A 14,084-nucleotide genomic window follows, 5' to 3' on the forward strand; every position below is an offset into this window, starting at 1 on the left:
TTCTTGTTGAGGCGTCTTCAAATCAAACAAAAGCATTGTCCGCTCCAGCGGACAATTCTCCTTTGACGCCGACCCCGTCGGACGGGTCTGCCACGCCGAGACACTGAGAGACGGCGAAGGGTGTGATGAGAACACAGGCCCACAAAGCACACATCATGCGCCTAGCGCATGATTCCACAGCCGAAGGCTGCCTGCGGTGGTCATCGTCCTAGATATGACGTCAGTGTGGATCGACACCCCCGCCCCACGCCATCCGCAAACCTGGCGCACGAGCCCTGTCAGCGTGCCCTGGGAGCCCGACAAGTGATTGTACCCGAAGGGCCGAGACCCGCTCTTCGCGGGGCTCGGGGAGGTCCGTGCCGACTATTGAACGGTCCCGCCCTCTTGGGCGGGATGTCCCAACCCTTCCTATTCTTGCTTGGACTCTTCGAGAATTTAAGCCGGCTGTTCCCCGGCCATAAGCCACATTCGAGACGGCCCCATCGACAGACAGGCTCCCCGGTTCCGTAGCGGAAAAGCTTGGCTTGAGCCGATCAATCAAGTGTTTAGAGGGACATATTTCGAAGGGCGAACGTCGCGTCGACGCTGGTCGAAAACATGAAACATGTGCCTCGCGATTTATGATCGTCCGGCAGGGTAGGGTTACAAAAATGAATCCGGAAGCGATGCTCGGCACATTGGAAGGGCATCATCGAGAGATCATGGCTGGCCTTCGCGAAATCAGGCGGCACTGCGGCGAAAAAAACCCAAACAGTAGTAAGCTGGCGGACGCCCGTGAACAGTTGACCGCAGCCAGCCTGGCGCGGTCCAGGTATGTCAGCGAGGTGATCGTTCCCACGTTACTAAAAGATGCCGACGATGGCTTGAGGACAGAGTTGTCCGAGTTACTTTTTGCGACCGCAACGATGCGAATGTTTTCGCGAGCGCATATTGCCCAGTGGACGTCGACGTCGATCGAGGCGGACTGGTCAGGTTATTGCGCCGCGGCGCGTGGTATTTGGCCAATGATGGAAGAGCAGATTGAGCGTGAGACGAGGGTGTTGGCTACACGGCTCAAGTAGCATAGCGACATCAAGCCGGGTTGGGTTCCTTCAGACCAAGGCTGTGCCGAAGGTACCGTCAGGCGCACCGGGCAGCGTTCGGCAGACAAAAAAAGGGCCAGCGTGAGCCGGCCCGGATAGTTTTTAGGAGAGGATGCCTGAAAGGCGTCGCCAAGCTGCATTTGCGAAGAACATATTGCAACCGCGAACAGGCTTGAACCGCATAATTTTTTGGTCGTTAACCGGCGAAAGCCGGCAGCCGCATTTCGCGCGATCGATCGGCTATCCGGGGGGACATTGAGCGACACGCGCATCGGCACTGTTGAGCGGGCATTCCAGCTGGCGAGGGAAGGGGCCTGTCGCTCTGTTTCGGACATTCGAGAACGCCTTACCGCCGAGGGTTATGAGGGCGTGTTTAGCCACCTGAACGGCATGAGCATCAGGCGTCAGCTGAATGCCGCGCTCGTAGCGCGTGGCGTGATGGCGCCGGTCGAGAGCGACGACGTCTGAACCACGCCGTCCTACCCGGCTCAGGCCGCGTTCTTGAGCAGTCACTGAGGATAGGTCCACGGATCCAAAAGCGTAACCTCTGTGCCCGCGAAGTCGACGACATTCCGGGTGACGATCGTCAGGTCGTGTACGAGGCCCGTCGCTGCGATCCAGGCGTCGCGTTCGCTCTTGGTGTCCGGAACGTGCAGCCGCGCGCAGCGCAGCGCGATCGTTGTGTCGACGGGGAGTATGCGGCCGGCAAAGGCGGGCATGACCTTGTCGTGTAGCCAGAGCCGCAACACGCCGGCTTGCCGCGTATCGCGCCGTTCGAGCGATGCGATGCCAAGCTCGATCTCCATGATCGTGATGACCGAAAGGTACATGTCCGCCTGATCGACGCTACCGGCCCACGCTTCGACGGCTGCGCTGATCTTACCGCTGCGCCGCTTACGCAGCTCGGATAGGGCGTTGGTATCGAGCAAGTACATCAGTCGAAGACCGCCGGACGCGGGAACGATGCTGCCCGGCTGAAGTCTACCTCGATGTCTCCGACCTCATCCATGTCGAGGGCGTCGAGGATGTTGACGGGAGGCGCTTTCAGCCGCTCGTATTCGGCAAAGGGCATGACCGCGATGATAGGTCGACCGCGCTCAGTTATGATGACTGGGCCATCAACCGCGGCGCGCTTGATGCGACCTGGTTCGCGATTGAAGTCGCGACTGGAAAAAGTTTGCATGGCGGCTTGACCTTCTTTGTCGTGACGTACAGACATTGCCGCAGGCAGCGGAATTGTCAATGTTCGTCACGCGACCGGGTATTGCTCGATTGCATGACAATCCCGCCAAATCCGAGGCCTCACCCGAAGGAGGATATGATGAAAGTACAGGATATGATGCGGGGGTACGACTATGACCTCCCGCTATACGACGTGCTGAACAACAGCGGCACCAACGAGAACGGCGACCCCGAAATATCGACCGATCGCCGGGTGCTGGCAGGCGCCACGATCGGGATCGGGCTCGACGTCGCCTATTTCGCGATCACGGAGATGCAGGAAGCGTTCACCGCACTGGCGAGCGAAACGAGCAACGGCATGGTCCGTGGCAAGGGGCACAAGGATCTCGAAGAGATCCTGTGCGACAAGAGCCCGTTCCAGATGCGGCTTTGGTATCTGCTGTACGACACACCTATCGAGCAGGCGATTACAGAACTCGCCTGGTTGCAGAGCCTGACGTACCGTCGTGGTCGGATGTGCATGGTGATGCGCGACGAGAAGCTCGCGGTGATTTACGCCACGAACGCCCAGTTGTGCGAGAGCCTGACGGCCGCGCAGATCATGGCCAACGTGACGACTGAGGGCTGACAATAGTCGCCCGGTCAGGCGACCAGGGCGAGAAGACTCTCCGGGTGATGTGGCCGGCACCGGGAGACACGAAAAGGCTGAATGGGATTGTCAGTGCGGACCACAAACTGGTCGACGCCAGTGCTCTCACGAAACTGAATAGTAACGGCGTAGGCGTTCTCGAGTGAACTCAGTGAACTGCGTCGGGCTGAAGGTGCAATGACGGTCATGGTGATGTCCCTTCGGGATGAAGTCCTTCGGGTGAAGTGCCGTATGGCGGGTGGAACGGCCGAAAGGCCCGTTCATGGAAAATTGACGACGATCCGTATATCGAGGGTGGTGGACCGGATTCGACGCAGATGCGTTATGCCAGTCTATCCACCGTTTTGACGGAGGATCCTTCGATCGACGGGGTCGAAACCGCTGCTATCGGTTCCGACTCCGTTTTCGTCTGCGGCAGCCATCAGCGTTAGCAAAGCCAGTTTTCCACACTAAGGCCTCGGACTTTCGCGAACTCGCCTACGTTGGCAGTGACCAGAGTGGCCCCCAGCGCGTAGGCGTGCGCCGCGATCAGGAGGTCATTCGGACCGATCGGTCTGCCAGCGGCCTCGAGCTCGGCACGGATGCCGCCATATTCGACATCAGCTGGGACATCCAGCGGAAGGATATCGAGGCCGCCCAGGATAGCTTCGACCTGCTGAAGAAGGCGAGGGGAGCCTTTACGGGCGCAACCGTAGCGGAGCTCGGCCGCGGTGATGATGCTGACGCACAAATTGTCGCTTCCGATCTTGACGATCTTGTCGAACACTGCGCCTTGCGGATTTCGAACGAGATCGGAGACGATGTTGGTGTCGAGCATGTAGCGCGAGCCGGTCACAGGTCGACTGCCTTGAGCGGAAGCAGCGAGGCATTGAGATCGTATGGCAATTGATCGTCGGAGGGGAGGGGGGCTAGCCCTCTCAGGATGTCGAGCAGTCGAGCCTTGGGTTCGGGTTCGATAATGAGCTTGTCACCTTCCTTGTGGATGAGCACTCGGCTTCCCGAAAACTCAAATTCGACTGGTATACGAACTGCCTGACTGCGATTGTTACGGAACAGCCTGGCTTCGCGCACGTCGAAGTTCGAAGATGATTGTGACACGACACGCTCCTTGCATATGCCATGTATATACCATGCGAGCTGGCGTTTATCAATTGCGATGAAACGAGCATCGCGGATGCTACCGTATCGTCTATTACGATTTGAGCGCAGCCCAAACCAGCCCCGCCGATACTGTCGTGCACGACAGTAGCTACCGTCCATCTCGGGAAAACTCAGAACGAAAACTTCGCGCATCGTGAGGATGCTCAAAGGCTCGTCCTGCAGCACTTTGTTCCTATATCGACCTAGGCAAGATCGGTGCCCAATATGCCACTAAGTCACTGATTTAACATAAATACTATTATCGATCCGGACAGTTCGAACTGGGTGTAAGCGCAACGTAGAAATGGCATGATCCCGCTACATAGAGATGGCACAACGAGTGCCGTTCTATAATCAGCTCGGCGCCTTGGAACCGAAATCCTCCCGCTTTCCCATATACGACAGGCCGTTTTGAGAAAACTCAATCGGGAACAGTTTCGAGAAAGTAGCCCCTTGGACTGATCAAAAGAACGGTGCTAGCCGGCTTTCCTCGCTGCACCTCGCTCTTTGAGAAGGTGTGTACCAGACCAAAGCGATAGTCCCCGATCTCAAGGGGTTGGAACCGATTTACGCTATGGACGTTCTACGGACGCGTAGCCCTCTGGCATTCGCCGGAGGTACCTTTGAAGCAACGTGAAGACTGGCATCTAACTGACAAGCTTGCATATGAGCATGGTCGAGGCGATCCATTTGCGGCTGCAGTCCGCGCTACCAGAATGCCGATGGTCGTTACCGATCCGTCGCTACCAGACAATCCTATCGTGTTCTGCAATGTCGCGTTTCAGGCGCTAACGGGCTACGAGCGAGAAGAAATCATCGGCCGCAATTGCCGGTTCTTGCAAGGGCCGGACACCGACGCGAAGACGATCGATCGAGTACGGGCAGCGATCAAGGATGGTCATGACGTTGACGTCGACCTGCTGAATTACCGCAAAGACGGAACGACGTTCTGGAATGCCCTTTATATGTCGCCGGTGCGCGACAAGGATGGCGTCCTGCGGTTCTTTTTTGCCTCGCAGATGGACGTGACAGATCGCGTCGAAGCTCAGAACGTTATCAGCCAGCAAAAAGAGTTGGTCGAGCGTGAGGTGGAACGCCGAACAGCCGATCTACGCGCCGCCCTCGATGCGAAGACTATCCTTCTTCACGAAGTCGATCACCGGGTTAAGAACAATCTGACGATGATCGGTTCGCTGCTTCGGTTACAGGTCCGGTCGATCGACGATCCAGTCATGACCGCAAGACTGGATTCGATGCTGGAGCGTGTCGATGCGCTCGCCGTCGTCCATCGTCAGCTATATCAGTCGTCCGACATTTCTTCATTCGACATCGGTACTTTCGCTGAGAATCTGACTCTTGATGTCGTCGGAGCAAGCGGACGAACCGACATCGCGATCAGCATCGATGCGCAGCCGTTGTTCATAGATGCCGCCAACGCATCAGCACTCGGACTCATTCTCAACGAGATCCTGACCAACTCGATCAAGCACGCCTATGCAGATGGGCGGCCGGGAAGCCTGTCGTTGCTGGTCACGAATGTCGATGATCGCGGCGTCATTCGGCTCTGTGATGATGGCCCGGGCGTACCATCGACCCAGCGGACGAAGAGCATCGGAACGTCGCTCATAACCCGGCTTGCACGACAGGCAAAGGCGGAAGCGGTCTGGACCAGCAATTCGCCCGGTACATGCGTGACTATCACCTTCCCAAAACGCGAGGCAGCAAAATGACCAACGCGATGGGCGTGCTGATTGTCGAAGACGAAATGCTACTCGCGATGGACATCGAAGCCATGGTCGAAGACAGCGGCCACCACGTTCTTGGTGAGGCGGCAAGTCTAAGGGACGTGGAGGCATTGCCCGACGGCATCAGTCCGCAGCTGGCTTTCGTCGATCTCCATCTCGCTGACGATTCTAATGGGCTTGAGGTAAGTCGTTTCATTCAGGGGCGCTGGCCTGACGCTTTAATCGTATTCATAACGGCAAATGTAGCACGAATACCGGCGGACTTCGCTGGCGCTCACGGCGTCATTGCAAAGCCCTTCTCCCAAGCCGGCATCGTCAATGCGATCAACTATCTCGCCAATGGCGTTTTTGATCCGCCGCCAACCACCCCACAACCGGCTAGCTTCACGCCGTCCCCTCTTCTCCAACGCCGCTGGGCCTCGGCGTAGCCGTCCGGAACTGCATCGATCTCGAGAACGCTCTTGCCTTAGATCGCAACGGCCTGCAAATATCCTGGATCAAAGCTAGCTGCTTTGGCCAATAGCGACGCATCCAAAAGCGTAAGCATACGATTTTGCAGTGTCATCAAGCCTTCGTCGCGTAGTCTTTTGAGCACTCGGTTCACGTGAACCGCAGTTAGGCCAAGGGCGTCGCCAAGATGCTCCTGCGTCAGTGGCAGATCAAATTCAATTTGCTGGAGTAAGCCCAAATTAGACATACGAGCGTGAAGTTCGCAAATTAAGTGGGCGACCCGAGCGTACGCGTCACGGCGCCCGAGATTGATCAGCCAAGCGCGCAGCACGGCTTCGTCGACCAAGGTAGCTCGCCAAAATGCCTGAACCAATTTCGGCCGTTCCAGTGTCGCTGCGATTAGGGCATCCCGACCGATTACCGCGACAGTAACCGGAGTAAGCGCGATTACATTGTAATCCATCTTCTTGAGGACGGTAACTTCGCCATTGCAAAGATCTCCCGGCATCAAAAACGCTGTGAATTGCCGGGATCCATCGGGTAAGGTCTTGTATCGTGCGGCCCAGCCGTTTAGCATGATATACACGTTCTCAGGGTTTCCGGCCTCACGAACTATATCCCTACCACGATCCACGGCCTGTTGGTGTTCACAAAACGACGTCAACTTTGCCCGATCATCGTTGGATAGCGTGGCAACTATCTCAAGTTTGCTTATGAGGGGATTCATATTACCCGAGTTTTTTGAGTGGATTATACGCAGTTACTGGATCGTATATCGATATTTACGTCTTCTGCTCATAACCGGGATCAGTGAGAGGATTGCCAAACGATGGCCTTGCGAAGAACCCGCGATAACTGCTCGATTGAATAGGGTTTATGCAACAGTTCGAAGCCATGGTGCCCACTCTGCGCCAGTACGTGACTGTAGCCGCTGGTCAGAATGACGGGTAGGTTTGGATAGATGCGCCGTACCTCTTCGGCGAGTTCGACGCCGCTCATGCCCGGCATCACGACGTCAGAGAACACGGCGTTGAACCGGTCGGCGTTTTCCTTAAGCGTTGTAAGTGCTGCTTTGGCGTCGATAGCTAGTTCACTTTCGTAACCCAGTTCGCGCAAGGCAGCCGTCGCAAAATTACCGACGTCCCGATTGTCCTCGACTACCAGCACGCGCGCGCCGTTCCCGTTGACACGGTCAGGCTCTCCTCTTTCCACGGCGTTCGTCCTATTGTCCGGAAATGCTCGCGGAAGGTAAAGGGTGAACACCGTGCCGGTACCCGGTGTGCTATCCACACGGATGTCGCCGCCCGACTGTTTGGCGAACCCGATTACCTGACTTAGCCCTAGGCCAGTGCCCTGCCCGACACCCTTGGTGGTGAAGAACGGTTCGAAGATGGTATCCACCTGGCTAGGCGCGATGCCACCGCCGGTGTCGGCGATCGTCACTACGATAAAGTCGCCTGGGACGGCAGCGTCGCCCCTTATCGACGGGATGCCTGACACGGGCCCCATTGCGATTGTGAGCCGGCCCTCGCCATGCATCGCATCGCGGGCGTTAATGCCCATGTTGACGATCGCGGTATCGAACTGGCTTTTGTCGGCAACAATCCAGAAAGACTCGCGCGGCATTTGCAAGTCGAGCACGATGCGCGAACCGGTCATTGTCCGGAGCATGGTTGCGACCTCATTCAGCGATTCCGCAACATCGAATAAATCGGGACTGAGCGCCTGCCGGCGTGCAAAGGCAAGAAGCTGACTGGTCAGCTTGGCGGCGCGGTCAGCCGTGTCGCCGATCGCGTCGATGTAGCGGACGCGTTTTTCTTCACTAAGATTGTCACGGCGGAGGAGATCGACAGAGCCGCGGATCACAGTCAGCAGGTTGTTGAAGTCGTGTGCGACACCGCCTGTAAGCTGGCCAATTGCTTCCAACTTCTGGCTTTGGCGAAGCGCGTCTTGCGCGGTCTCAAGCGCGATCGACCGTTCTCGATCGACAGTGACGTCTCGTCCGGTTGCGTAGGTTATGTCCTCAGCAGGGGCTGCGGTCCATGAGATCCACCGCGTCGAACCGTCCTTGTGCCGGTAGCGGTTGACGATGACCGGCAACCCGCCGGCCGCTGCTAGCTCATAGGCACCTACGGTCCCAACGTGATCTTCAGGGACCACAAACTCGGTAACGTGACGCCCGACCAGATCGTCGGACGCGTAGCCTAACACCCTGCCCCAGGCCGGGTTCACGCGCCGAAATACGCCGTCAAAATCTATGACGAGCATAAGATCCGGCGAGGTTTCCCACATACGGTCACGCTCGGCGGTTCGAGCAGCAAGTTCCGCTTCCCGCTCCTTGTCGTCGGTAATATCGCGCGCGCTGCAATACACCTTGCCATTGTCAGGCACCGCCACCCACGACAGCCATCGCCATCCGCCGTCTTTCTTCCGGTAGCGGTTGTCGAACCGCAACGCGGGCGAGCCTCGTTCCGTCGCATCCGCCCACGCAACCTGCGTCTTTGCGAGATCATCGGGGTGGATAAGGTCGAGGAAAGGCGTGCTTCGGATCTCCATCTCCGACCAGCCGAGGGTGGTCTCCCAGGCAGGGTTCGACTGCTCAAAATATCCGTCAGCGTTGATAACGCCCATGAGGTCAGGACTGACCAACCACGTCCGGCTGCGTGCCATCGCGCGCTCAGCGATTTTACTCTCCAACTCGCGCTGGGCGTCTTCGCCATCCTGGATAACGCGACGTAATTCCAACTGTGCCATAACCTGGCGGGCAAGCTGGCGAAGCGCACGCTGTTGGATCTCGGTCAGTGCCCGCGGCTCATAGTCCAGCACGCACAACGTACCAATCGGTAGGCCGTCAGACGTTTTCAGGAGCGCGCCAGCATAGAAACGCAATCCCCCATGCACTGTTACTAACGGATTACAGGCAAAGCGCTCATCCCGGGTAGCGTCGGGGACCAGCAGAAAGTCTTCTTCAAGGATCGCAGTTCCGCAGAATGACGTCTCCAATGGCGTGGAATCGACGCCTAATCCAACTTCGGCCTTGAACCATTGCCGGTCGCTCGCGATCAGGTTGATGATCGCGATCGGCGTGCTGCAAATTTCGGCCGCAAGCGCGGCCAGATCATCGAACCCGCCCTCGCGCGGCGTATCCATGACATTGTACCTGGTCAGGGCTGCCAATCGTAGCTCTTCTCTAGCCACCGGAGAATGGTCGTTCTTCATGCGTGACGATACGTAGCGACGAAAATGCGTATGAACCAGAGCCAGTTACCGCCCAAAACTGGCAAGGAATCATCGCCACGCGGTAGAAATCCCCCTCCCGTTTCCACGTTCGAGCCGGATGTTGAGAACCCATCGAATTTCCCGAGTCACCATCGATTCCCAGAACACCGATACCTTCACGTCCGCCGTTCGTTGATCGGCAACGCCGCTGCGGTCTTACGGGCCGCTACGATCCCTTTTTCGAACGCCGTTTTAAGCGCGCGCTATAGCTTCGACCCAGGTACCGATCTGTGATTGCTCCAGGTCTGTTGTGTTGAAGATCACAATCGTTTCGCTCCGGTCGAGCCGATGCGCGATGTGGGCGCGATACCCTTGGACCTTGCCTGTCTCCCAAGCCCAAAGTGTGCCGTCGATCGGATGTACGCGACCCCCAAGGGTATATTCCTGTTCCGGCCATCGGATCGTCGTGAGTTCACGCCGTGAGGCTGCGCTCAATAACGGGCCATGGAAGATGCCATGTGCCGCACGCACTGCGTCACGCACGGTTCCAGCCACATTGCCGCTTGCGGCAATGAACGGCGGGATCGGGGCCATCTTACGCACTGGCGGCAATGCACTGCCGTAGGCAGCAGCCAGCTTCGGCATCAGCGGTTGGTCTGATTGCGCAAACCCGGTAGCCGACATGCCGAGTGGGCGAAGCGTCTGCTTCGCGACGACCTCTGGAAATGACTCTCCGGTCATCCGTTCAAGAATTGCCGCAACAATCACCCAATTTAGCGCGGCATAGTCCCACCCCTTGCCGGGCACGAACGACAAATCACCACCACCGAAGCGCGAAACCATAGCTGCCGCGCTCGCGGACGAAGTTCGCAGATCCGGCTCTTTCCCAAGCTGGAGGCTCAATAGATCAGGGATGCCGCTGGTGTTCGATAGCACATGCTTCAACAGCACCTGTTCGCCGGTATCGGGCCGGAAATCCGGGAGATACGCGGTGATCGGGGCATCGAGAGCCAATCGCTTCTGTTCGACGAAGCGAAGCACGGTAACGCTCGCCAGCCACTTCGATGCCGAGCCCCATTTGAATTGGGTATCGGGTGAAATAGCCTTACCTGCTTCAACGTCGGCCATGCCGACATACCGGGCATGTTTAATGTTGCCGCTACTCGCGTAGGCGAACGTACCATTGAAGCCGGGCGGTAGCTGGATCGCGTTAATGGCCGCGCGCTTTGGGTCTGGCGATGGTTGCGCTGCCAATGCGCGTGTTGCACCCAACGCAAGGCCACCAGCCATGAGCATACGTCTATCAATCATGTATTTCCCCCCGTCTTTTCAAGATCATATGCGAGCAAGACCGTCCCGGCCAGCCTTCCTCAAAGTGGGCCTCAAAGGAGACGGCACCACCCGTCTCGCGGCCATTCCCGGTCGGAACATCAAAATTTAAGGTTTGGCATCCGTTTCTCTCGCGAACGGCCAGTCGAAAGATCCCATAACAAGCCGCCCAGTGGCCTTAGGCTCGCGACTGTTCACCCGCAGCACCAAGTCGGTTGAAAGGACGAAATAGCTGTCCGGCGCCGACGCATAGAGCGGTTCGCTGACACCCTCCTTGAGCGAGATAGCCAAGCCCGATCCGTCCGCGGTGATCGAAAAGGAGCCGAGATCGGAGACAGTGTAGGTTCCGATCAGACGAGTGCGGATGTCGGCCGGGATTGGCACGCTCGCGCGCTCGATGCTGTGGTAGCTCGGCCAGCCGTAGGCGGCTGCCACGCGGCGGGTGATTTCCGATCCCAGCTCGGCACCCTGGGCCCCGTTCGTCATGACCGCCACCCCGTCGCCCGACCCGGTATAGGCGACCATGAAGTTCTCGTATCCCTCGTTGCTGCCGCCATGCGCGAAGGCGCGATCGGCAGGTGTTGGGTGGACTTCAAGGCCGAGGCCCCATTCCCCCTTGCCGGGCGTCAGCATTGCTGTCGCCAGCGATTGATCGAGAATGCTGTCCTTCTCGCCGCGCGCACTGTCTCGCACGGCGATAGTGAAACGCAGCAAATCACTTGGCGTACTCCACAGACCAGCGGCGGCCAGCTCCGGATAGATGTGTGGCCCGCCGGGCACTGGCTTGCCCGACCCGTCATGCGGCCATGCGGCAGTCGCCAGCGAAGCGGCGTCGAGCGGCTGGGCGAAGCTGCTGCTCGTCATGCCGGCGGGCTGAAGTACCTCGCCTAGGAGAACGTTGGCGAATGGCCTGCCCGTCACATCGCCGATGAGTTTCTGAATGACCGTGTAGCCACCGCCGGAATAGCGCCACGTCGTCCCCGGCTTCGTATCCACGACAACCGGTTTGGTGTTTGCAGGCGCACGCCCGGCAAGCACGTCGTCCACGCTCGGCACAGCGCTCCCGACAGCGTAGCCGGGGAAGCCATGCACCGTAGTTCCCGCCGTATGCGACAGTAATTCGCGCAGCGTGACGTGTTCACCGGGTGGCGTCGGCAGCTCCCATTCCTTGAGCTGCACATTGACATCGCCGTCCAGCGTCAAGCGGTGCTGCTGGACAAGGCGCAACGCAGCCAGCGCCGTGATCGGTTTGCTGATCGAGCCCGCCTGGAACAGCGTATCCGGCGTTACGGATGGCCCACCCGCTCGCGTGGTTCCGTACCCCTTCGACCATTCAATGATGCCGCCATGCAGAACGGCGACGCTGACCCCGGGCACATTCAGCCGGCGCATCTCCGCTTCGATCGTGCGGCGCGGGGCTGGCGTACCCGACAGCACAACAGCCGGCGTCAGTCCCTGCTCGACCACAGCGATCTTCGATGGTGTGGAAGCGGCCTGCTGGGCTGCCGCAGGGAGAGGCAGCACGGCCATTACGTACGCCACTCGGATCAACTTGCTCATCGCCTCACTCTCTCGTGTATTATCCATGCAATACACCTGGCATTATTGCGTAGCAAGCGCCCTTCGCGCTTTGGTGTCTTTCAAGCGGCTACCTCCGCGGATTCCAATTTCGCGATCCTTCTCGAGAAAGGCAGCAACGCGACACAGTGGCATCTATTAAGCCTACCTCCCGGAAAGCGGTCGGATTGCTTCTCTCCAAGCTTCGTCGTTCGTTGTCCGTTCGCTCCTAGCGTACGCAGGTTCCACTTTCGTGTTGTGACCCCAAGTTGGAAAAGCGGGTCCCGCCGCGTCAGCCGCAGGCGTCCATCAGACGGGTTGCGCCGCCAAAGGCGCGCAGGGCCGCTGCCATTTCGCGGCGGATGTTCGTCTTGTTGGAGACGGTGATTTCAGTCGCGAGGCGTTCGCCGGTGGAGCTGGCGTAGCCTTCGGCAAGCATGCCGCCTTCGGCATCGATCCGGATCAGGTGGCCGCGGCGCGGCGCTGGACCGACATGGCGGGCGGTGAACTCCCCGAGCTTGCCAGTCAGACCCTTTATGGCCTTGCCCCACCGGATGTGGCCGGCGCCCAGATTGTCCGCGCCGTCATAGCCTCGGTCGAGCCAGCAGCGCAGATGCGCACGCTGTTGCAGGAGCGAGTTTTGCGATCGCTCCATGTTCGCACACAGCGGCAACGCGCTTGCGAAGGCGTCGACGATGCGAAGGTAGTCGCCCTGAACCGCTATCAGGACGTCATCGATCTCGTGTTCACTGAGGATGGCGCGGAGGGCATCGCCGTGGCTAGGATCCGCGATCATTTCGTCGGCGCGGGAAGCCGCGATCGGCACTTTCGTCTCAACCGGGCAGCCATTCACGACGAAGCCGTCATGGCGGTCGATCGTGACGATCGTCATGGCCTCGGTGCCGGGTCGGGCGCGGATCTCATCAACGAGGCGCAGACTCGAGACGCGCATCAACCCTGGCGTCACCTCTTCGATCGTGGCGTCAGAGACAATCAGCAGACGCCTTGACCACCGCGTTGGGCGGGCATGATCGTTCGGCTTGGGCCAGCTGCTTGGCGCCGGTCGTGCCCTCGGCGGTAGCGGCGCTACCGGGCGTTGATTATCCCGGCGAATGGCGGCGAGGTTGCTGCGGCGCGCGGCGTCGAACAGGTCGCCCTGGTCACCGCCGCCATCGGCAAAACCACGGTCATAGGCCTCGCGCTTGGCGTCCTGCCTGCGCGAGCCATCGGCGCAAAAGCGATGCTCGCAACCGGCATCGGCCGCGGTCCAGCCGCTCGCGTAGGCAACGGCCAGATCCCAGTCATAGCCGTAGCGATCCCGGCCACGCAGGATCGCAATCTCGCTATCGACGATCGTCCCTTCCTGGGCGCGCGATTCGATGAAGGCGAAGTTCCGGGTCTGCCGTTCGGCCTCCGTCCTGGCAGCGATCGAGTCGTTCAATGGCTTCATCGCCGCGATACGTTCGCGTCCCCTTGCCATCCGGTCCTCCAGTGGCGCCGTGGGTGGCAAGTCCGGATAGGATCCCCAGATCAGGGCCAGCTCCGTTGCCTGTTCGACCGACCGGCCACGCGTCAGCCAGCAACGTATATCGGTGGAATCAAAATAGTCCGGCTCCACGGCCTCGGCGTCACGCGGTGACCGGACAAGGGGGAACGCTCCCGCCGGGACGATCCCGGCGGGCTGCGATTGCAGCATCGGCATTGGCTCAATCCTTCAGAGGATGGGCGGGA

General features: G+C 59.0%; 14 protein-coding genes. 5 read left to right on the forward strand and 9 right to left on the reverse strand.

The window, feature by feature from the left end; translation table 11 throughout:
• The first annotated feature begins 650 nt into the window (after positions 1-650).
• Positions 651-1,061, forward strand: coding sequence for a hypothetical protein (locus tag U1737_RS07740; RefSeq protein ID WP_332796268.1), 411 nt, complete (start codon positions 651-653; stop codon positions 1,059-1,061).
• A 276-nt stretch (positions 1,062-1,337) separates the two neighbouring features.
• Entirely contained in the window at positions 1,338-1,550 is a 213-nt protein-coding gene (locus tag U1737_RS07745) for a hypothetical protein (protein WP_332796269.1), read from the forward strand.
• A gap of 41 nt (positions 1,551-1,591) precedes the next feature.
• Here the strand turns inward: U1737_RS07745 and U1737_RS07750 are convergent, their stop codons facing one another.
• Positions 1,592-2,017: a type II toxin-antitoxin system VapC family toxin gene (locus U1737_RS07750; RefSeq protein ID WP_332796270.1), complete on the reverse strand. Its 426-nt coding sequence runs from the start codon at positions 2,015-2,017 to the stop codon at positions 1,592-1,594.
• Positions 2,017-2,325, reverse strand: a complete 309-nt coding sequence (locus U1737_RS07755) for a type II toxin-antitoxin system Phd/YefM family antitoxin (protein ID WP_332796271.1) — start codon at positions 2,323-2,325, stop codon at positions 2,017-2,019. The genes U1737_RS07750 and U1737_RS07755 overlap by 1 nt, the downstream gene beginning before the upstream one ends.
• 78 nt (positions 2,326-2,403) lie before the next feature.
• Here U1737_RS07755 and U1737_RS07760 point away from each other — a divergent pair, with 78 nt between their 5' ends.
• Complete coding sequence (locus U1737_RS07760) at positions 2,404-2,892, forward strand: hypothetical protein (protein WP_332796272.1); 489 nt, start codon at positions 2,404-2,406, stop codon at positions 2,890-2,892.
• Between the two features lie 448 nt (positions 2,893-3,340).
• Here U1737_RS07760 and U1737_RS07765 read toward each other — a convergent pair whose 3' ends face one another.
• Both U1737_RS07765 and U1737_RS07770 read right to left on the reverse strand, forming a co-directional pair.
• Entirely contained in the window at positions 3,341-3,730 is a 390-nt protein-coding gene (locus U1737_RS07765) for a type II toxin-antitoxin system VapC family toxin (RefSeq protein ID WP_332796405.1), read from the reverse strand.
• Positions 3,731-3,744: 14 nt separating this feature from the next.
• On the reverse strand, positions 3,745-4,221 hold the full coding sequence (locus U1737_RS07770; RefSeq protein ID WP_332796273.1) for an antitoxin: 477 nt from the start codon (positions 4,219-4,221) through the stop codon (positions 3,745-3,747).
• Positions 4,222-4,676: 455 nt separating this feature from the next.
• Here U1737_RS07770 and U1737_RS07775 point away from each other — a divergent pair, with 455 nt between their 5' ends.
• Positions 4,677-5,783 (forward strand): PAS domain-containing protein, encoded by a 1,107-nt coding sequence (locus tag U1737_RS07775; RefSeq protein WP_332796274.1) that lies wholly within the window; start codon positions 4,677-4,679, stop codon positions 5,781-5,783.
• On the forward strand, positions 5,780-6,226 hold the full coding sequence (locus U1737_RS07780; protein ID WP_332796275.1) for a response regulator: 447 nt from the start codon (positions 5,780-5,782) through the stop codon (positions 6,224-6,226). Before U1737_RS07775 ends, U1737_RS07780 begins: the two co-directional genes overlap by 4 nt.
• 38 nt (positions 6,227-6,264) lie before the next feature.
• On the opposite strand, the gene U1737_RS07785 is transcribed toward U1737_RS07780, so the two are convergent.
• The 5 genes from U1737_RS07785 to U1737_RS07805 all read right to left on the reverse strand — a co-directional run bounded on the left by U1737_RS07785 (position 6,265) and on the right by U1737_RS07805 (position 14,055).
• Positions 6,265-6,975: a Crp/Fnr family transcriptional regulator gene (locus tag U1737_RS07785; protein ID WP_332796276.1), complete on the reverse strand. Its 711-nt coding sequence runs from the start codon at positions 6,973-6,975 to the stop codon at positions 6,265-6,267.
• An 80-nt stretch (positions 6,976-7,055) separates the two neighbouring features.
• Positions 7,056-9,467, reverse strand: coding sequence for a PAS domain S-box protein (locus U1737_RS07790; RefSeq protein WP_332796277.1), 2,412 nt, complete (start codon positions 9,465-9,467; stop codon positions 7,056-7,058).
• Positions 9,468-9,719: 252 nt separating this feature from the next.
• Positions 9,720-10,757, reverse strand: coding sequence for a serine hydrolase domain-containing protein (locus tag U1737_RS07795; RefSeq protein WP_332796278.1), 1,038 nt, complete (start codon positions 10,755-10,757; stop codon positions 9,720-9,722).
• 147 nt (positions 10,758-10,904) lie between these two features.
• Positions 10,905-12,356 (reverse strand): serine hydrolase domain-containing protein, encoded by a 1,452-nt coding sequence (locus U1737_RS07800; protein WP_332796279.1) that lies wholly within the window; start codon positions 12,354-12,356, stop codon positions 10,905-10,907.
• A gap of 289 nt (positions 12,357-12,645) precedes the next feature.
• Positions 12,646-14,055: a hypothetical protein gene (locus U1737_RS07805; RefSeq protein WP_332796280.1), complete on the reverse strand. Its 1,410-nt coding sequence runs from the start codon at positions 14,053-14,055 to the stop codon at positions 12,646-12,648.
• Positions 14,056-14,084 lie beyond the last annotated feature (29 nt).

Origin of the sequence: Sphingomonas fucosidasi, from assembly GCF_036663855.1 — a bacterium.
Taxonomy (GTDB): domain Bacteria; phylum Pseudomonadota; class Alphaproteobacteria; order Sphingomonadales; family Sphingomonadaceae; genus Sphingomonas; species Sphingomonas faeni_B.